Below are 16,894 nucleotides of genomic sequence, written 5' to 3' on the forward strand. Positions count from 1 at the left end.
GGAGAGTTTTGTGGTTGTTGCTACTTTTATGGTCAGCCCGACCTTAAGGAGCCACAGATAAAGAATGCAGAACGGATGGGATTTTGCATCGTATACATAATTAAACAGCAAGGATTAGAAATATATTTAGAGGCATCTGTTCCATTTTGCTGTGAAATATAAATATTTGGTGATAATGATGGGAGGAGCAGGAGGACATTAAAAACATAAGATTAAGATTTGTCTATTTCTTTTGATTGCTGGCTTTTCATAAGGTATTTGTACTGGTTAGTTATTTCCGGAGGGGATCTTCTAAAGCCCAAAGAGCCTATTATCGTGTCGGTTATTATGTAATCTTTGATGTCTTTTGTACTCTGTTTTGACATGTCAGAAATCGCTTTTATTGCTGATTCAGTGGTTGTGTAGATGGGCATTATGTATACAAGACCGTATGGCACGCCTATATCGCCTTCCAAACATATAGTATTTGCAGGGGTTCTGGGCAGGGAGATGAGTTTTGCCATGAACTCGTTCCTGTGGACGTTGAAAGTGTTTATGTCTGGCTGCTTAACTACAAACAGCGAAGGATATTTCATCTGGGGTTTTTCAATGTTTATCGTTATCCTTTCTATCATCCCTTTTTCTATCAATCTGTTATAAGTGTAGTCAGATGCGCCTGGATTGAGGTTTAACTTTTTGTCTAAATCCGCAAAGCTTGCCCTGCCGTCCTTATTGAGCTCGTTCAGCACAAGATACTCCCTTTCGAGGAGCTGGCCAGGAATCTTTCTCGGATGCTCTTTGCTCCTGCGCCAGACCTTTTCACTAAGTGTTTCTATAAACTCCTGCCTTAAGGGTAGATATCCGTATGCCCTGGATACGTATGTTACATTCCAATACGCTTTGTATCTTGAGATTGCAGGATCCGATCTCATCCTGTATATTGCGTCTTCCAATAATTGGGTGTTCTCCGCAAGCATGTAGAGGAAAAGGTCGTGCCTGCCTTTAAGCGACAACGCCAGCTGCACCAACGGCTCCCTTGCTATGACCTTTCTTAATGCTGCCATATCCGGCTTGTTCCTGCCGAACCTTACAAGCGCAACATACCTGAAGAAATTGAAAGGCCTTGGCCCTACTTCTACTGTATATTTTATGCCGTACCTCCTTTCCAGCCTTTGTATCCTGTATTTGCACGCCGCTTGGCTGAATCCCAGGGCTTTCGAGAGCACCATAACCGATGATCTCCCATTTGCGCTGAGCATCTCAAGCAGCTTCAGGTCTATGTCGTCCGGGTATAATAAATCGTCGCCTTCGGATTCGGATTTTTTAGCGATGATGAATTCCCTTATATTCTTGACCTTTGTCTCTTTTTTTCTGTGCATGGCCTCCGTGAAACTGCCATCGGGCTCTATCTTGCCCAAATATCTGGAGACCGTTACCTTTCCACCCTTCTTCTCGGAAAATTGCGTGGCTGTTTCGTTTACATAATATTTTCCCTTTATCTCGACGAGAGAAAGATGTCTCTGTAGCTTTTTCTTCAGCTCTTCGAAAGTAGCTTTTATATCTTTTGGCACCTCTTTCGCACGACGCTTGTACATATGGACACCATGTTGCTTTGTATTATAATATTTATATAGGCTTATAGTATTTTAATTTTATGCAATTCTAATATTATTTTGAAAATTTAACTGCATATTAGTTTAGTTTTTATTATAAATAGTTATTAATACAAATTTATATTTGTATTTTAGCAATATTGTTATAATTTTGTATATATTTTTGCGGTAGGCTATTTATTCAAGAAAAGCCCTAATATTACTCAAGCCAGGGGGTCGGGAATGAAAAATATATTTCATATATCATTTTTCCATGTTCTAGAATGCCCACCATTCAACTTCGCTGACCCCTGGCTTCCCACCTGCATTGTTTCTGCACTGCCTTTTGGCACTTCTTTTTCTTCAAATTTCACGATAATTAGTATAAAGGGGTAAAAAAATGAAAGGGGATAAGAAAACAATAGAGTATATAGGTTGCGGACAAAGGACGATTTCCTTCACAGCTTCTTCTTCATAAAGCCGCAGAAGGGAACCGACATAAACGAACTGGCGGAAAAGCTTTTGGGCATAGACGAGGTGCAGGAAGTCTGCGTCACAGAAGGAGACATCGGCTACATGGTAAAGGCGAAGTTCGACGAGAAGACCTACGACAAGGTACAGAAGTCAATAGCGGAGGTTGCAGGCCCTAAATATGGAAGGTTCCTCAGCGCAATGGAGCTCAAAAAGGCGATGAAATGAAGATCTTCGAAAGCAGCGTAGACAAGAAAGTAAAGGAGTACCTTCTCAACGACCCGGAGATAAGGGAACAGTTGGAAAGGCTGCAGGCAAAGATAGTCGACAAGTACATGAAAGAAAAATATGGTGAGCGGGCATGATCAACCCATTCAAAATTATGAAGCACAGGAAGCTTGAAAGATTCCTGGAAATGGACGCCATGAACGCAAGGCCGGTGGCAATGGTAAAAGAAAGCTCAAACATATACAGGTTCGTCTGGGCCGACGAGCAGGAATAATGTCATGCGGTTCTTTTTATTATGTGGTAGCCGAACTGGGTTTTTACTATTTCGGATACCTGGCCTTTTTCTAGAGAGAAGGCTGCCTTTTCGAACTCCTTGACCATGACACCATGGCCGAAATACCCAAGATCGCCACCTCGTTTCCTTGAGCTGTCGATTGAATATTTCTGCGCAAGGGATTCAAAGCTTTCACCCTTTTTCAAGAGTTCCATTGCCTGCTGGGCTTGCGAAAGCTTTTCCACGAGTATGTGCGAGCAGCGGATCTTTTCTGCCATGCCAAAACCATTACGGATAGACCCTGTTTATCATCCTTGGGAACGGTATCGCGTCCCTTATGTGGTCCAGGTTTAGCATCCATTTGATGAGCCTTTCAGTGCCAAGGCCGTACCCTGCATGCGGCACGCTGCCGTAGCGCCTCAGATCTATGTACCACTCGTAGTTTGCCATGTTGAACTTTATGTTCTTGGCTATTTCGAACTCCTTGAAGCGCTGCATGAGCTCGTCATACTTCCATATCCTCTCGCTTGCCCCTATTATCTCACCGTGCCCGTGGGGAGCCTGCAGGTCTACGCTCATGGTGGTGCGCTCATCCTTGGGGTTTATCGGCTGGTAGAAAGCCTTCAGCTCCCTTGGCCAGTACATTACGAAAACCGGCTTTTCTTCCTCTTCTGTCAGCAATCTTTCCTCATCTACGCCGAAGTCGTCGCCCCATTTCAGGTTCTTGCCCTTCTGATTCAGTATCTCCAAAGCCTGTTCATAGGTTATGCGCTTGAACGGAGCCCTTATTCTCTTTAGCGACTCCATGTCCACATTTAGCTGCTTCAGCTCGTCCTCGTTGTTCTTGACCAGCTGTCCCGCAACATAGCTTACCATTTCCTCCTCGAACTTCATAAGCTTGTCGAGATTATAGTGCGCGGCCTCCATCTCAAGGTGCCAGTACTCCGCAAGGTGCTTTACGGTCCTCGACTTCTCGGCCCTGTACGATGGCGCAAAGGTGTAAACCTTTTCCAGCGAGTATATCATCGCCTCGGCGTACTGCTGCGAGGATTCTGTAAGGAACGCTTCCTGTCCGAAATAATCTATTGGAAACATGTCTGCGCCGGTCTCGCCTGCAGACCTCGTTATGAGCGGCGGAGTTATCTCGTAGAATCCCTTTCCGTCGTGGAATTTCCTCAAATATCTGAAGAAGTAGGAGCGGAGCTTCATTATGTTTGTCATCTTGACGCTCCTTAGCCACAGGTGGCGCTTGTCAAGCAACAGCTCAGTGCTCTGATATTCCGTTATCGGATAGGGTTCGCCTATGCTTATAGTCTTGAAGACGCTGCCCTCTATTTCGTATCCCGAAGGGGCTCTTTCGTCCTTCTTGACAGAACCCTTGAGCTCCACGCTTGATTCTATTATTGCGTCCTGCGCCGCCTTCCACGTCTTCGCATCCACATTGTCCTTTTTTATTGATGCCTGTATGGTACCGGTCCTGTCCCTGACTATTATGAATATTATTCCTCCACTTTCCCTTTTTCTGTAAACCCATCCCCTTAGGGATACCTCCTTGCCCAATTTTTGGGGCACTTCAGAAGCGTGCGAATATGCCATTGAAACACCGGATTTATTTCTTTCTTTGCATTTAAATTGCTTTTGTACACACGTTTTGTCGGATTTTGGAAAGTGTTAATAATGCCAAATGCGATTGGCTCTAAGGGTGTTTGAATGTTGAAGGACGCTTTTAGCGCTACGATAAAGTACATGCAGGTAATGGATGAAAACGGCTCAATAGATCAGCAGCTCATGCCGAATGATTTGCAGGACCAAGAGCTTGTAGGATTTTACAAGATGATGAATCTTGCAAGAAACTTGGATGCCAAGGCGCTGAGCCTCCAGAGGCAGGGAAAATTGGCCACATATGCGCCCCTTATTGGAGAGGAAGCCACGCAGATAGGCAGTGCAATGGCAATGCGTCAGAATGATTTTGCAGTGCCCAACTTCAGGCAGCACGGAGTTTATATAGCAAGAGGGCTTCCACTGGAGCAGTTCTTCGTGTATTGGAAAGGATATGAAGAAGGTGCAATAATAGACAAAAAGCTCAACATGACCCCGGTGATAGTTCCAGTGGCTACGCAGATGCCGCACGCCGCTGGCATAGCGTTCGCGAAGAAGTATATGAAAGAGGATTCTGTAGTAGTAGCATACGTTGGCGATGGGGGCACTTCTGAAGGCGATTTCTACGAAGCAATAAATTTTGCTGGAGTTTTCAAGGTACCGCTAGTTGTCATAATAGAGAACAACCAGTGGGCCATATCAGTGCCAAGGTCGGAGCAGACTGCGGCCCAGACGCTTGCACAGAAGGCAGTTGCAGCAGGCATAGACTCGATACAGGTAGACGGCAACGACGTAGTTGCAGTGTACAAGGCAACGCGAGACGCAATAGAAAGCGCGCGTTCGGGCAAGCCTTATGTTATAGAATGCTTGACATACAGGATGAGCATGCACACCACTTCCGACGACCCGACAAAGTACAGGGAGGACTCGGAGGTTGAAGCGTGGAAGAAGCGCGATCCGATAGCTAGGCTCGGGACTTACCTCAGGGCAAAGGGGCTTTGGGACGATTCCAAGGAGAACGCGCTTAAAGACGAGCAGCTGAAAAGCATAGACGAAGCGCTTGCAAAGGCTGACGAATTCAGGCCTGACCCAGACTCCGTATTCAAGAATGTGTATTCACAGATGCCAAAGATTCTGGAAGAGCAGCTTGAAAACGCTAAGAATAGCAATTATTGGCAATAGGTGGCATTATGGCAATGATGAACATGGTCCAGGCAATAAACAATGCACTTGACCTGGCAATGGCCGAAGACAAAAGAGTAGTGCTTCTTGGGGAGGACATAGGAAAGGACGGAGGAGTGTTCAGGGTTACGGATGGGCTTGTAGACAAGTACACCAAAGACAGGGTGATAGATACGCCCCTGGCAGAATCCAGCATAATAGGCACATCCATAGGGATGGCCATAGCCGGGCTCAAGCCGGTGCCTGAGATACAGTTCGCAGGCTTTATGTACCTCGGATATTCACAGATAGTAAACCACGCGGCAAGGTACAGATCCAGGACAAGGTCCAATGTATCGCTGCCAATGGTAATAAGAACCCCGGTGAGCGGAGGCGTAAAGACATTGGAACACCATTCCGAAAGCCCGGAAGCAGAATATTCGCATGTGGGTGGCTTGGTTGTGGTCGAGCCATCGACGCCTTACGACGCAAAGGGCCTTTTTACAAGCGCAATACACGGCAATGACCCGGTATTGTTCCTGGAACCGACAAAGCTCTACAGGCTGTTCAAGCAGGAGGTGCCCGAGGAAATGTTCGAGGTTCCGATAGGAAAGGCCAGGACCGTAAGAGAAGGAGAGGATATTACGATAATAACGTATGGAACCATGGTAAACGTCGTGGAAAAGGCTCTTGAAAAAAAGCCAGGAATAAGTGCAGAGGTTCTTGACCTAAGGACAATAAATCCGCTTGACGAAGATGCAATAGTCGATGCAGCCAAGAAGACTGGCAAGGTCATAATAGTGCATGAGGCTCCGATGAGCTTCGGAGTCGGAGCAGAGGTTTCTGCAATAATAGCCGACAAGGCGATATACGAGATAGACGCACCAATAACACGCATAACGTCTCCGAGCCTGCCCTATCCGATGCCGGGCTATGAGAATTATTACCTGCCAAACGAAAAGAGAGTAATAGAAGCGATCGAGAGGCTTTTGGAAATGTGAGGTGCTCTTAATGGACGAGATAAAATTCGTTGATATTGGGGAAGGCATAACAGAGGGGCATATACAAAAATGGCTCGTGGCAGACATGTCAGACGTGAAGGAGGATCAGCCGGTTGCGCAGGTGGAAACGGACAAGGCAGTAGTAAGCATACCTGCCCCATCTTCCGGAAAGATAAGAATAATGGCAAAGGAGGGCACTGACGTAAAGGTAGGAGATGTAATGGCTTATGTCGGCAGCTCTGCCGAGCTAAATAACGCTGGAACTTCTGCAGCCAAAAATAATGCAAATGCCGATGCCGGAACCAAAAAGGCCAAACCTTCTGAACCTATGCCAAATACGACGGCAGAGCCACAGTCGCAAAGGCACGTGCTAGCACCGCCTTCGGTTAGGCATCTGGCCGAAAGCATGGGTATAGACATTTCAAAAATCAAGGGCTCAGGCCCTGATGGCAGGATAACCGAAGCGGACGTGAAAGCTTATTCAGGGAACAAGACGCAGGAACCTGCGCAGCAGTCCGGAGCCCAAATCGCAAATGTGCAGGCAGGGAGCACAGAACGCGTTCCTCTGTCACAGACGAGAAAGGCGATAGCGAAGAACATGGAGCTTTCATGGCAGATACCAAGGGCATCGCACATGGACCTGATAGATGCCAGCACGATATATTCGATAGTGCAGAAGGAGAAGGAAAAATCCCTCAAGCAGCTCAACGTCAAGCTGTCGTATCTGCCCTTCATAATAAAGGCGGCAGTGGAAGCGCTAAAGGAAAACCCGCGCTTCAACGCAAGCTATGACAGGGACAAGCAGGAGGTAGTGATAAAGAAATATTACAATATAGGCCTGGCTGCAGAGGCCAAAGACGGCCTCAAGGTCATGGTTATAAAGGACAGCGACAAGAAGAGCATAATTGAAATAGCCAAGGAAATAGACTCGCTTCACAAAAAGGTGCTCGACCAGACGATATCATTGGCAGAGATGAGGGATACGAGCTTCACAATAACCAACGTGGGCAGCTTGGGAGGAGGCTTTCTGGCAATACCTATGATAAACTATCCCGACGTAGCCATACTTGGAATTACCCTCTTAAGGGACATGCCGGTAGTAAAGGACGGTGCAATTGTCGTCGGAAAGGTGCTTCCGTTTACGGTGACGTTCGACCACAGGGTTGTCGACGGTGCCGAAGCGGTAAAGTTCGGAAACGCGTTCAAGGGCTATATGGAGGACCCTGAATTCTTGGATATGCTTTGAGGTGTGCATGATGGTAATGGGAGAGGTTCCCGAAGAGGTCGACATTGCAGTAATAGGCGGAGGGGTAGGAGGTTATACCGCAGCCATAAGGGCCGCAGAGCTTGGGAAGAGCGTTGTCCTTATCGAAAAGGAAAAGCTCGGGGGCCACTGCCTGAATTATGCGTGCATACCGTCTAAGACGCTCATACACATATCTGACATATTTTATGATTCAACGCATTCGCAGAAATTCGGGATCAACGCAGAAAAGGTAACAATAGACGCAAAAAAGATGCTGGAATGGCGCGTTGGAGTTTCTACGAAGCTGGAAAACGGCGTCGCGTTCCTTTGCAAGCAGAACAGGATAGACGTGCTCAAAGGGGAAGGCACCTTCATAGAAAGAAACAGGATACAGGTAACGGATGGCACTGAGGTCATATTCAAAAAGGCGATAATAGCGACAGGATCGGAGCCTGCAGAGCTAAGCAGCATGGTTTTCAATGGCAAGACAATTATTGATTATAAGCAGGCGCTGCTGCTGGACCACATACCGAAGGAGATGGCGATAATAGGGGCCGGATACGTTGCTGTTGAAATAAGCACAATGTACGCAAAGCTTGGATCCAAGGTGCATGTTATAGCAAGGTCGGACGTACTCTCAAAGTTCGACAGGGATGCAGTATCGATAGTCAAGAAGCACATGCAGAAGCTCGGAATAACCATACATGCAGGAGCCAACCCGAAAGCTTATGCCAACGGAAATCTGGAGCTCGACAACGGGGAGTCGATAAGCGCAGATGTGGTGGTAGTCGCGATAGGCCTGCGCCCCTTTTCCGATGGGCTTGGCACGCAGACAGCAGGAGTTGAAACGGACAGCAAAGGATTTGTGAAAGTCAACGAAAAGCTCCAGACGTCTAACCCTGATATATACGCAATTGGAGACGTAGTGGGGGAGCCGATGCTTGCCCATAAATCAATGCGCCAGGGCGTCGTATCTGCGGAGAATGCAGCTGGCCTCGGAAGCAGCTTTGACAGCCTTGTCATACCTGCAGTGATATTTTCTGATCCTGAAATAGCCATTGCCGGAAGCGTAGAGGAAAAGGAAGGCATAAAAGTCAAGAAGTTCCCATTAAGCGCACTAGGAAGAGCCATAGCCCTTGATGAAACCGATGGATTTGCAAAAATAGCATATGATTCAGACAACATAGTAGTAGGAATAGAACTTGTATCTCCTGATGCCAACGCAGCCATAACCGAAGCTGCCCTGGCAATAGAAATGGGTGCAACGCTTGAAGATATAGCAGACACAATACACCCGCATCCGACCTACAGCGAATCGATAAAGGAAGTTGCCGAAGCCGCATTGGGCAGGCCGATACATTTCTTTTATGGTGCGGGCACATGATCTTCGAAGATTTGGATTCCAGAATGGTAGAAACGCAGTATGGAAGAATTCACGCATTGACGCATCTGAACGAAGGCGCAAAGCAAGTTTTCGTGTTCCTTCATGGACTCAGGGCTGATGCCCGCTCATGGAAAAGGCTTATCCCATACCTTGATGACGATTGGGAAATAGTCTTGCTCGACATGATGGGCCATGGCGAATCCGACGCGCCGCACATAGATTATACGCCAGACATGCAGGCAAAAGCAGTTTCCGGGGCTGTTTCAAAGCTAGTATCGGGAAGCTATGTCCTTATCGGCAATTCGTACGGCGGATGGATAGCCGCTTTTGGCGCTGCCAATGGAATTTATGGAGATAAGATTTCCGGGATTGTGCTTGAAGACGCTGCCGGACTAAGAGAAGAAATGAATGACACGATGAAATCCATTACCTATGACGAATTCTACGGCATGCAGATGAAAAAGTTGAGCATGCTCAACAGGGACGAAGTCAAAGGCAGCACGGATTATGTGGTAAGCAGCATAATAGGCGCAGATAAGGAAAAGTACCTCTTGGGCAGGGAGGAGCTTGGGCGCATAAAGGCAAGATGCACGATAGTCTGGGGCACTGACGACAGAACAATAGACAAAAAATATGCCAGCTATTTCAACAGTTACATAAAGGGATCAGAGCTGGTTTTTATAGAAGGAGGAGGCCATGTGCCACACTTTTCAAAGCCTTCCGAATTTGCCAATGTCCTGAAAAGATTCACGGTCTAGCAACTAGGATATTATTGCAGGCAGCGGCATCTGCAATTTCATGCCCTGAGAAGTTTTTCTATGCCATCGAGCCCATAGCGGAACTCCTTGAGTCCATACCTTACTTCTGATCCATCAACGTTCGCATGCGACATTATCTTGGTAAGCTTGCCTTCCAGTGCGTCAAGCTTGTTTGGTATTTTTTCTGAAATTATTTTTTGGTACTGCCTGTAGTTTTTATCTGATTTCATGTGTGCCAAGGACCTGTCCGAATCCGCAATCAGCAGTGCAGAGTTTACCCTTTCTATGCTTTTGAGGAGATAGTCTGCTGTGGCCGCAACAGTATCTGGCACATTAAAGGTGTCTGCATTGCAAAACAGGGCTATCAAAGCGCTTCGGGCCCTGGTATTTGTAAACACCAGCGGGTTTATGCTTGTTGCTAGGGTGAAAGATATGTCCGCAACCTTGACGTTAATGCCGCTCTGCTCCATATGGACTTCTATTGCATCTGTGAATAGCTCCGTGCCAAAAGGTATTGGGCCGAGCCCGCCAGAAGGAATGAATATGTCTGTATCCGGATATGCCTTGTCACGGTATACCGGGAATGGAGAATAGTGCGTTACGTTTTCATAACCTAGCTTGCCCTCTATCATTACCGCTTTTACCTTGTCCACCATCTTGTCCTTTTTCATATCCGGAAAAGCCTTGCGTGCATCCGCATCATGCATTATTACGTCTATGTCTATCGAAGGCCTTAGATAGTTTGAAAGCTTTTCCGGTATGAGAACCTTTTTGCCCGAGCCTCCATCCAGCAGCATTTCCGTGCCTGCCGAAGCCTTTACTGCAGTTTCGGTAAGCTCAAGCTCGTGAAGATGCGGCTTTGCCTCAAGGCAGCACTTTAAGTCGTTGACTATTTTCTTTTGCATCCTATCGCAGAGAAGTTGTGCATACCTAACTAATTTAAGCCTTCTCTATAATTTTTGACAAATTACCTTTGCAGCAGCATCCGTTCCAATAAAGTTTATAGTTATTTATTTTTTATAAGGTATAGATTTTAGTGGTTGTTTGATACCCGTATTGGATTTTGACAGATTCCTAATGGGATTTTCGCTGGGCGTGCACATAATACTGGCCGTGATAGGCATAGCCCTGCCAGCCATAATAGTTGCTGCAGAAGTTGTAGGGATAAAGCGAAAGGATCCTTATTACACCAGGATAGCGAAAAGGCTTACAACCATGCTGATAGTCTTCTTCGCAGTTGGCACTGCTTCGGGAACTCTTGTGGCGCTTGAGCTGCTTTTCTTATGGCCTAAATTCATGGTCTTAGTTGGGCATGTCGCAATACTTACGCTTTACATAGAGGTTTTTGCGTTCTTCCTGGAAGCGATATTCCTTGGTGTATACGTATACTCATGGGACAAGTTCAAAAATCGCTATGCGCACGCTTTTACTGGCGTTCTCGTAGCCTTGGGCGCTGTTCTTTCAGCTGTATTCATAACGATGTTGAATGCGTTCATGAATACACCGGTAGGCTTTAACATACCTGAATATTTGAAAAGTGGCATAATAGCTGACGTGCACCCCTTGGCAGTCCTTGCAACACCTTCCACCTTGATAGAAGTTGCTCACGTTGTATCTACGTCATACTTTGCAGGCGGCTTCATATTCATATTGTATTTCGCTTACAGAATGCTGAAAAGCGAGGGAGACGAAAGATTGCATTACAGGAAGGGATTGAACATTGCATTCAGCCTTACGCTCATAGCAACGTTCTTCGCAGTCATAACCGGAATACTTTCAATATCCGGTCTTTACAGCTTCCAGCCCGAGAAATATGCGGCGATGGAGCTTGACCTTTATCCGACTACGCACGCGCCCGAGCTGCTCGGAGGATTCTATTCCAACGGCACAATAACCGGAGTTATAGCCAGCGTACCCGGGCTGCAGAGCTTCCTTGCAACCGGAAGCGTTAACGGATCTGTGCCCGGCCTATCTTCTTATCCAAAAAGCACATGGCCTCCGCTGATAGTTCATTTCATGTTTGATACCATAGTGGGGCTTGGATTCGGATTTGGGCTCTTTATGCTGGTCGTATTCTTAATGCTGATATTCAAAATGCACCCATTCGACAGGAAATGGATGCTTATGCTACTAATCATAGCTGCTGTTGTAGGCGTATTCCTTCTGGAACTGGGATGGGCTACCGCTGAGATAGGCAGGCAGCCATGGATAGTCTACAACGTGCTCCTCGTTTCCCAAGCGGCCAACACTTCGCCTTCAATAATACCGTTGGCCATATTCTTCGTGGCGTTCTATCTCATAGTATTGCCATTCACAGTATTGGTGATAAAAAGGCTGCTCAGGGACAGGCCAGTATCGAAAGAACAGGTGTAAAAATGAGCATAATGTTTTCAATAAATTACCTAATATTTTCCGTTTTCCTTACGCTGTTCGGGCTTGAAGTTGGAATAGCCATTACCATGCTGCTAGAATATGACAAGCACAAGGACAGGATGAAGCGTTTCCTTATGCCGTTGTGGGAGGTTACCGGGACTTTTGCGGTATTTTACCTAGTAAATCTTGAAGCTACGGTACCATCGCTACTGATGCTAGTAGGTACTGTTTTCGTGGTTCCGCTGCTTGTTGCAGCTATATTTTTCATACTGAGGAATGCCTTCCTTTCGTATAGCGAATATATGGGAGACAAACGCTCAGAAAAACGTTATCTGCACGTATACGCAATAGCCACATTAGTAGTAGCATTTATCGCCATCTCGGTTCTCGACTCTGGAATAAGCGGGATAGGCATAAACGCATCCGCATATTCAATAAATATGCTTAAGATGTTCGCAAACTCGTTCAATATACTTATGTTTGTGGGGATAGCGCTTCTTTCCGTTTTTGTTGCCGCAGTATTTTTCGACGTGCGCGAGTACAGATGGTTTACCGGGCTTGCTGCTGCGCTAGGCATAATTGCGATTGCAATAGCAACCCGCTCCGCGACAGGATACCTGTTTTCCGCAGCGTTGGGCCCTGATCTGCCCTACCTGATAGGATTGCTGGTGCTTTTGGCAGTAGGGCTTTACCTTTATTATTCCAGGAAAAAATATGCGAAATATGTAGCAGTGCTGTGGTTCCTTCTTGCAGTCAATTTCTTTGGATTTATGCAGAGCCCTTACTTGCTCGGAGGTGCCGTTGACATAAACAGTTATTTGGCTTCAGGCCCAATGGCATTTTACGTTAATCTCGTAACGCTGATTGGAGGCACTATATTGGTGATATCATTGGTTTTTATGGTTTACGTTAGTTATATAAAGAAAGCACAAAGCACAACAGGTAGTTATTAATGCAAAGTTTGGAAATTATAGTATTCGTTTCGACAATTATAATAGCAGTGCTGAGTGCGTTGCTCGCCGCCTTCATGACTTACAAGTGGAAAAACAACAAGGAAGTCAAAAGCTTTGGGTTTTGGTCGCTAGGATTGTGGATATTCACAGTTGCCGTACTTCTGGAGAGCGTCTTTTCCCTGAACCTGTACAATGAAGCCCTGATAGACATATATCTTTTCCTTGTGGTATTTCTGGTAGAGTCTCTTGCAATGGGCTCTTTATGCTTAATAAAAAGCGACAAGATAAAAGTTACATATCTCGCTTATATATTGGTCATTGACGTAGCGATGGTAGTTGCGCTTCAGGCTTCTGCAATAAAAAACCTAATAATAACATATGTGGTTTATGGGCCTCTTCCATTGTCGGTAGTAACAGTTTCTTCGCTTGGCACTTTCCCAGCTGCGTTCATATTGATAGTTGTGGCTGCGCTTTCTTATCGCAGGTCGAAAAACAAAAAAATGCTTAGCATAATTGCTGGAACCGTAGTAGTAAGCATCGCTGGAACGCTTTACATAGCTGCAATTCCAGAATTTTTGTACTATTCTGAATTCATAGGCATACTGCTTTTATGGTTCGGCTTTTTCAGCTTCGGCCACGGCAAGAATGCAAAAAGAGTTAAGAAACTGGAAAGAGTTTCAAAAAGGCATAAAACCGCAAAGACAAATAAAAGCGCCAAGTACAAAAGAAGTTCCAATAAGATTAATAAGACAAGAAAAAGAAAAGTACGCAGGTAAGGTGTCTAATTGTCAAACCACATAATAGCAGTTCCGAACAGCGTAGATCTTGCTTCGTTCATAGGCAAGAAGGGCTCTGAGAACAGCATCACGTTTTATAACAGAAGCATTGACGCCAGCGTAATAACGGCTCTTGCGCCTACTTCAACAGAAGACAAATTCTATGCAATTTCTGAAATATTGACAATTTCAGAAACGATAGTGCTATCAACAGAAAACATGGACAGACTTTTCGGAGAATTGCTAGTAGCTTCAAAACTGCTTGGAAAAAATGTAATCCTGACATCTGAAAACGCCGATTCCGACATAATAAAAAATTCAGGATTATCAAATTACAAGGTATGCGACAGGGATACGCTTCTCGAGACCATACTTTCAATAGGGAAAAATGATAATCCCGCACAAACGTGCAGAGTAGATATAGACAAGGCTTTTAACGTAAAAGGGATAGGTGCAGTGGCGCTTGGAGTGGTAATAAGAGGAGCGATAAATGTGCATGACGAGCTCTGGCACAGCTCAGGAAAAAAAGTTCTTGTAAGATCGCTTCAAAGTCAGGACGTAGATATAAAAACAGCAGGACCAGGTACGAGAATAGGAATAGGCATGAAGAACATAGAGCCAGATGCGGTAGAAAAAGGAAGCGTATTGTCGGCAGCACAGATATTGCCATCCAAAAAGATAACTGCAAAGATTGAGCTTTCAGAGATAAACAAAGAGGATTTGGTTCCAGGAAACTTTTACGGCTTGGGATCAAACTTTTCATACTCAATGGCAAAGGTAGAAAAAGTAGACGGAGATAAGGTTACTTTTGCCTTAGAAAAATCTTTGGCGATGGAAAAAGGAGATACTTTCCTACTGCTCCGTGAAAAAGCACCAAGGATATTTGCAAAGGGCACTTTAGATTAATCCGTAAGTGGGCCCGTGGAGAATCGAACTCCATGTCTTCTCCGTGTCAGGGAGACGTCTTACCAATCGACTACGGGCCCGTGCAGTGGATATTTTGCTTGAAACTATTATAAGTTTTCGCATTAGCCGGCAATTGCTTATTTTACAGTAATTGACATGCCGTCGTATGCGGCAACCGAATTTGGGAATATGGCTTTGGCTTCGTTGAGAAGGATTGACGTATCCTTGTATCTGGTGCTGAAGTGATAAAGCACGAGCTTTGCTACTTTGGCTTTCTTGGCTATCTGCGCGGCCTCTGCGCTTGTCGAGTGCTTTCTCTCCTTTGCCAATTTTGATAGCCTGTCTTCGTAAGTCGTCTCGTGCACAAGTATGTCAGCATTCTGTGCAGCCTTAGCCGTGCTAGCCAGGGGCCTGGTATCCGTGGCGTATACGAACTTCTTGCCCTGCTCTTGTTCAGTTACGTCTTTCAGATAAACCCTTTCGCCCTTTATAATGACATGGCCCTTCTTACTAATTTCCTTGAACATCTCTCCTTTTATCCCAAGCTTCCTACACTTTTCTGCGATGAATTTTGTCTTGTCCTTTTCGGCGAATGAGTACCCGTAGGAAGTGACCGAATGATTAAGCTTGAACGCTTTTACTGAGAAATCCTCGCCGCGCAGCACAGTGCCGGGCTTTACGGCCTTGAGTATTATCTCAAATCCTATTATTGCGTTGTCGAATTTTATCAGGCTTTCTATTACGTTCTGATACCCGTCTGGAAAATATACAGTCAAGGGATCCTGCCTGTGGTATAACGACATTGTCCTAAGCAGCCCGGCTAGCCCTAGCACGTGATCGGCGTGCGCATGCGTTATGAATATGTGCTTTACCTTTGATATGTTGACTCCGAACAGCTGCATCTGCCTCTGCGTGCCCTCACCGCAGTCGAAAAGCATGACTGTGCCCTCGTGCTGCAGAGCTACAGACGAAAGCCCTCTTTCTTTTGTTGGGGCAGAGCCAGACGTTCCCAAAAAGGTTATTTTGAACATTTTATTACTCGCTTTGTGCTTAATCCTAAATTTTCAGAGCTCAATCGTTACAGTCTTGTCTTTTAGGTTGACCTCTTTTACTTTTATGCCGAATGCCTCTTCGATGTCTTCCTTCTTGAAGCGCTTCGTTTCCCTTGCCATCTTTATTATTGAATTTATCAGCTGCATGTTGTTGTATATGGTGTCGCCCTTGAGCTTGAGCTCCTTTATCTCCATCGCAGTCTGTTCTATTATTTCTTTCTGCTTCCTTATGCTCGCTTCCAGCTCCTTGGCCTTTGAGCTTTCTACGGGCTGCGGATTCTCCTTGTGCGACAGATAGTACTTTTCCAGGGCCTCGTAAGAAAGCTTGAAGCTCTCAATTTCCATACCCTCATATTTCTTTATATCACATAAAGCGTAATCCACCATGAACCCGTTTTCGGTGTAGATCCTGGGCTTAGGCGAGCTTATATACTCGGAATATGTGGAGATGTTTTTTGATATTGCAGCTATATCCGAATCAGAGAGCGAATCGGAAGGGGCTGAAGGATCAATGCCGAGGCGCATGACGGCATCCTCTACATATAGGGAGCCTATGTTTATTACAGATGAGAGCGCCTGCATTATATTTTTCTCTTTTGGCTTTGGTGAAGAAGCTATGGCTTCCTGCAGCATCCCGACATTTGAAAGGTTGCTTACAGTTATACGCTTGTTTTTTGGAGCGGCATACGTTTCGCCAGGAAATATTTTTCTGTCTGAGAACTCGTGCCTTGAATATGCTAAGGTTATTTTCATTTCCGAATCTGCAATTATGACATTGCCCTTGCCAAACATCTCTATTATTAAGCTCTGTGCCTGGTCGCCCTTCTCCATGGATATGCATAGAACCCTGTCATCGTTCATCAGCGATATTCCGGTTATTTTGGAATTGGATATCCGCTTCCTTACGGCCTGTGAAAAATTCGTAGGCTGGTCCTGCAGCGTGAGCACGCTCGCAATGCCCAGAAACCTTGCCGGGGCTATTACCAGGTTGTGCTGCCCTTCTCCGGATTTGTTGAGCTTGAGCCTGAACTGCGGGCCTGGAAACTCGTAAAATTTCTCTATGTAGAAACCCTTTAGGAATTCCAGCTCCCTAGCTATGGCTGCAAGCTCAAGGGTTGATGGCTCCCTCATTTGAATCAGG

Annotated in this window: 18 protein-coding genes and 1 tRNA gene; 12 read left to right on the forward strand and 7 right to left on the reverse strand. The window is 45.8% G+C overall.

Going from position 1 to position 16,894, the window contains the following annotated elements:
• Positions 1-212: 212 nt before the first annotated feature.
• Positions 213-1,574 carry a winged helix-turn-helix transcriptional regulator gene (locus tag Micr_RS03480; protein ID WP_203134291.1) on the reverse strand — a complete coding sequence of 454 codons (1,362 nt, stop codon included), beginning with the start codon at positions 1,572-1,574 and terminating at the stop codon, positions 213-215.
• Between the two features lie 432 nt (positions 1,575-2,006).
• Between Micr_RS03480 and Micr_RS03485 the strand changes: the two genes are divergently transcribed.
• Genes Micr_RS03485 through Micr_RS03495 form a run of 3 tightly spaced genes read left to right on the forward strand, consistent with a single transcriptional unit; the run spans position 2,007 to position 2,544 of the window.
• Positions 2,007-2,270 (forward strand): hypothetical protein, encoded by a 264-nt coding sequence (locus tag Micr_RS03485; protein ID WP_203134292.1) that lies wholly within the window; start codon positions 2,007-2,009, stop codon positions 2,268-2,270.
• Entirely contained in the window at positions 2,267-2,407 is a 141-nt protein-coding gene (locus Micr_RS03490) for a hypothetical protein (protein ID WP_203134293.1), read from the forward strand. The genes Micr_RS03485 and Micr_RS03490 overlap by 4 nt, the downstream gene beginning before the upstream one ends.
• Positions 2,404-2,544 (forward strand): hypothetical protein, encoded by a 141-nt coding sequence (locus Micr_RS03495; RefSeq protein WP_203134294.1) that lies wholly within the window; start codon positions 2,404-2,406, stop codon positions 2,542-2,544. The genes Micr_RS03490 and Micr_RS03495 overlap by 4 nt, the downstream gene beginning before the upstream one ends.
• Before the next feature lie 2 nt (positions 2,545-2,546).
• Here Micr_RS03495 and Micr_RS03500 read toward each other — a convergent pair whose 3' ends face one another.
• Both Micr_RS03500 and asnS read right to left on the reverse strand, forming a co-directional pair.
• Positions 2,547-2,822 (reverse strand): peptidylprolyl isomerase, encoded by a 276-nt coding sequence (locus Micr_RS03500; RefSeq protein ID WP_203134295.1) that lies wholly within the window; start codon positions 2,820-2,822, stop codon positions 2,547-2,549.
• A 10-nt stretch (positions 2,823-2,832) separates the two neighbouring features.
• A complete protein-coding gene (gene asnS / locus Micr_RS03505) occupies positions 2,833-4,140 on the reverse strand; it encodes an asparagine--tRNA ligase (RefSeq protein ID WP_203134296.1) in 1,308 nt (435 codons plus the stop codon).
• Positions 4,141-4,254: 114 nt separating this feature from the next.
• Between asnS and pdhA the strand changes: the two genes are divergently transcribed.
• The 5 genes from pdhA to Micr_RS03530 are packed head-to-tail and all read left to right on the forward strand — an operon-like array spanning position 4,255 to position 9,693.
• Positions 4,255-5,325, forward strand: coding sequence for a pyruvate dehydrogenase (acetyl-transferring) E1 component subunit alpha (gene pdhA, locus Micr_RS03510; protein WP_203134297.1), 1,071 nt, complete (start codon positions 4,255-4,257; stop codon positions 5,323-5,325).
• 8 nt (positions 5,326-5,333) lie between these two features.
• Positions 5,334-6,305 carry an alpha-ketoacid dehydrogenase subunit beta gene (locus tag Micr_RS03515; RefSeq protein ID WP_203134298.1) on the forward strand — a complete coding sequence of 324 codons (972 nt, stop codon included), beginning with the start codon at positions 5,334-5,336 and terminating at the stop codon, positions 6,303-6,305.
• 10 nt (positions 6,306-6,315) lie between these two features.
• Positions 6,316-7,551: a dihydrolipoamide acetyltransferase family protein gene (locus Micr_RS03520; RefSeq protein WP_203134299.1), complete on the forward strand. Its 1,236-nt coding sequence runs from the start codon at positions 6,316-6,318 to the stop codon at positions 7,549-7,551.
• Between the two features lie 7 nt (positions 7,552-7,558).
• Positions 7,559-8,935 (forward strand): dihydrolipoyl dehydrogenase, encoded by a 1,377-nt coding sequence (lpdA, locus tag Micr_RS03525; protein WP_226803546.1) that lies wholly within the window; start codon positions 7,559-7,561, stop codon positions 8,933-8,935.
• Positions 8,932-9,693: an alpha/beta fold hydrolase gene (locus Micr_RS03530; protein ID WP_203134301.1), complete on the forward strand. Its 762-nt coding sequence runs from the start codon at positions 8,932-8,934 to the stop codon at positions 9,691-9,693. Before lpdA ends, Micr_RS03530 begins: the two co-directional genes overlap by 4 nt.
• A gap of 38 nt (positions 9,694-9,731) precedes the next feature.
• Here the strand turns inward: Micr_RS03530 and Micr_RS03535 are convergent, their stop codons facing one another.
• Positions 9,732-10,598 (reverse strand): hypothetical protein, encoded by an 867-nt coding sequence (locus Micr_RS03535; protein ID WP_203134302.1) that lies wholly within the window; start codon positions 10,596-10,598, stop codon positions 9,732-9,734.
• A gap of 139 nt (positions 10,599-10,737) precedes the next feature.
• Here Micr_RS03535 and Micr_RS03540 point away from each other — a divergent pair, with 139 nt between their 5' ends.
• From Micr_RS03540 to Micr_RS03555, 4 genes are read left to right on the forward strand one after another with little or no spacing between them, the layout of a single operon-like run.
• Positions 10,738-12,066, forward strand: coding sequence for a cytochrome ubiquinol oxidase subunit I (locus Micr_RS03540; protein ID WP_203134303.1), 1,329 nt, complete (start codon positions 10,738-10,740; stop codon positions 12,064-12,066).
• Between the two features lie 2 nt (positions 12,067-12,068).
• The gene (locus Micr_RS03545) at positions 12,069-13,019 is read left to right on the forward strand and encodes a cytochrome d ubiquinol oxidase subunit II (RefSeq protein ID WP_203134304.1); all 951 of its coding nucleotides are present in this window, start codon (positions 12,069-12,071) and stop codon (positions 13,017-13,019) included.
• A complete protein-coding gene (locus tag Micr_RS03550; protein WP_203134305.1) occupies positions 13,019-13,795 on the forward strand; it encodes a hypothetical protein in 777 nt (258 codons plus the stop codon). Before Micr_RS03545 ends, Micr_RS03550 begins: the two co-directional genes overlap by 1 nt.
• A gap of 9 nt (positions 13,796-13,804) precedes the next feature.
• Positions 13,805-14,701, forward strand: coding sequence for a hypothetical protein (locus Micr_RS03555; protein WP_203134306.1), 897 nt, complete (start codon positions 13,805-13,807; stop codon positions 14,699-14,701).
• 8 nt (positions 14,702-14,709) lie between these two features.
• Here the strand turns inward: Micr_RS03555 and Micr_RS03560 are convergent.
• The 3 genes from Micr_RS03560 to Micr_RS03570 all read right to left on the reverse strand — a co-directional run bounded on the left by Micr_RS03560 (position 14,710) and on the right by Micr_RS03570 (position 16,884).
• Positions 14,710-14,781 (reverse strand) — tRNA-Val (locus tag Micr_RS03560).
• Positions 14,782-14,838: 57 nt separating this feature from the next.
• The gene (locus Micr_RS03565) at positions 14,839-15,732 is read right to left on the reverse strand and encodes a ribonuclease Z (protein WP_203134307.1); all 894 of its coding nucleotides are present in this window, start codon (positions 15,730-15,732) and stop codon (positions 14,839-14,841) included.
• 33 nt (positions 15,733-15,765) lie between these two features.
• A complete protein-coding gene (locus Micr_RS03570; protein WP_203134308.1) occupies positions 15,766-16,884 on the reverse strand; it encodes an NFACT family protein in 1,119 nt (372 codons plus the stop codon).
• Positions 16,885-16,894: the final 10 nt, after the last annotated feature.

Origin of the sequence: Candidatus Micrarchaeum sp. (genome assembly GCF_016806735.1) — an archaeon.
GTDB classification, from domain to species: Archaea; Micrarchaeota; Micrarchaeia; order Micrarchaeales; family Micrarchaeaceae; genus Micrarchaeum_A; species Micrarchaeum_A acidiphilum_A.

Excerpts from the sequence above, each read along its gene's own strand:
- Micr_RS03480 (WP_203134291.1), bottom strand. The coding sequence starts at position 1,574 with ATGTACAAGCGTCGTGCGAAAGAGGTGCCAAAAGATATAAAAGCTACT.
- Micr_RS03490 (WP_203134293.1), top strand. The coding sequence starts at position 2,267 with ATGAAGATCTTCGAAAGCAGCGTAGACAAGAAAGTAAAGGAGTACCTT.
- Micr_RS03495 (WP_203134294.1), top strand. The coding sequence starts at position 2,404 with ATGATCAACCCATTCAAAATTATGAAGCACAGGAAGCTTGAAAGATTC.
- Micr_RS03500 (WP_203134295.1), bottom strand. The coding sequence starts at position 2,822 with ATGGCAGAAAAGATCCGCTGCTCGCACATACTCGTGGAAAAGCTTTCG.
- asnS (WP_203134296.1), bottom strand. The coding sequence starts at position 4,140 with ATGGCATATTCGCACGCTTCTGAAGTGCCCCAAAAATTGGGCAAGGAG.
- pdhA (WP_203134297.1), top strand. The coding sequence starts at position 4,255 with ATGTTGAAGGACGCTTTTAGCGCTACGATAAAGTACATGCAGGTAATG.
- Micr_RS03515 (WP_203134298.1), top strand. The coding sequence starts at position 5,334 with ATGGCAATGATGAACATGGTCCAGGCAATAAACAATGCACTTGACCTG.
- Micr_RS03520 (WP_203134299.1), top strand. The coding sequence starts at position 6,316 with ATGGACGAGATAAAATTCGTTGATATTGGGGAAGGCATAACAGAGGGG.
- lpdA (WP_226803546.1), top strand. The coding sequence starts at position 7,559 with ATGATGGTAATGGGAGAGGTTCCCGAAGAGGTCGACATTGCAGTAATA.
- Micr_RS03530 (WP_203134301.1), top strand. The coding sequence starts at position 8,932 with ATGATCTTCGAAGATTTGGATTCCAGAATGGTAGAAACGCAGTATGGA.
- Micr_RS03535 (WP_203134302.1), bottom strand. The coding sequence starts at position 10,598 with ATGCAAAAGAAAATAGTCAACGACTTAAAGTGCTGCCTTGAGGCAAAG.
- Micr_RS03545 (WP_203134304.1), top strand. The coding sequence starts at position 12,069 with ATGAGCATAATGTTTTCAATAAATTACCTAATATTTTCCGTTTTCCTT.
- Micr_RS03550 (WP_203134305.1), top strand. The coding sequence starts at position 13,019 with ATGCAAAGTTTGGAAATTATAGTATTCGTTTCGACAATTATAATAGCA.
- Micr_RS03565 (WP_203134307.1), bottom strand. The coding sequence starts at position 15,732 with ATGTTCAAAATAACCTTTTTGGGAACGTCTGGCTCTGCCCCAACAAAA.
- Micr_RS03570 (WP_203134308.1), bottom strand. The coding sequence starts at position 16,884 with ATGAGGGAGCCATCAACCCTTGAGCTTGCAGCCATAGCTAGGGAGCTG.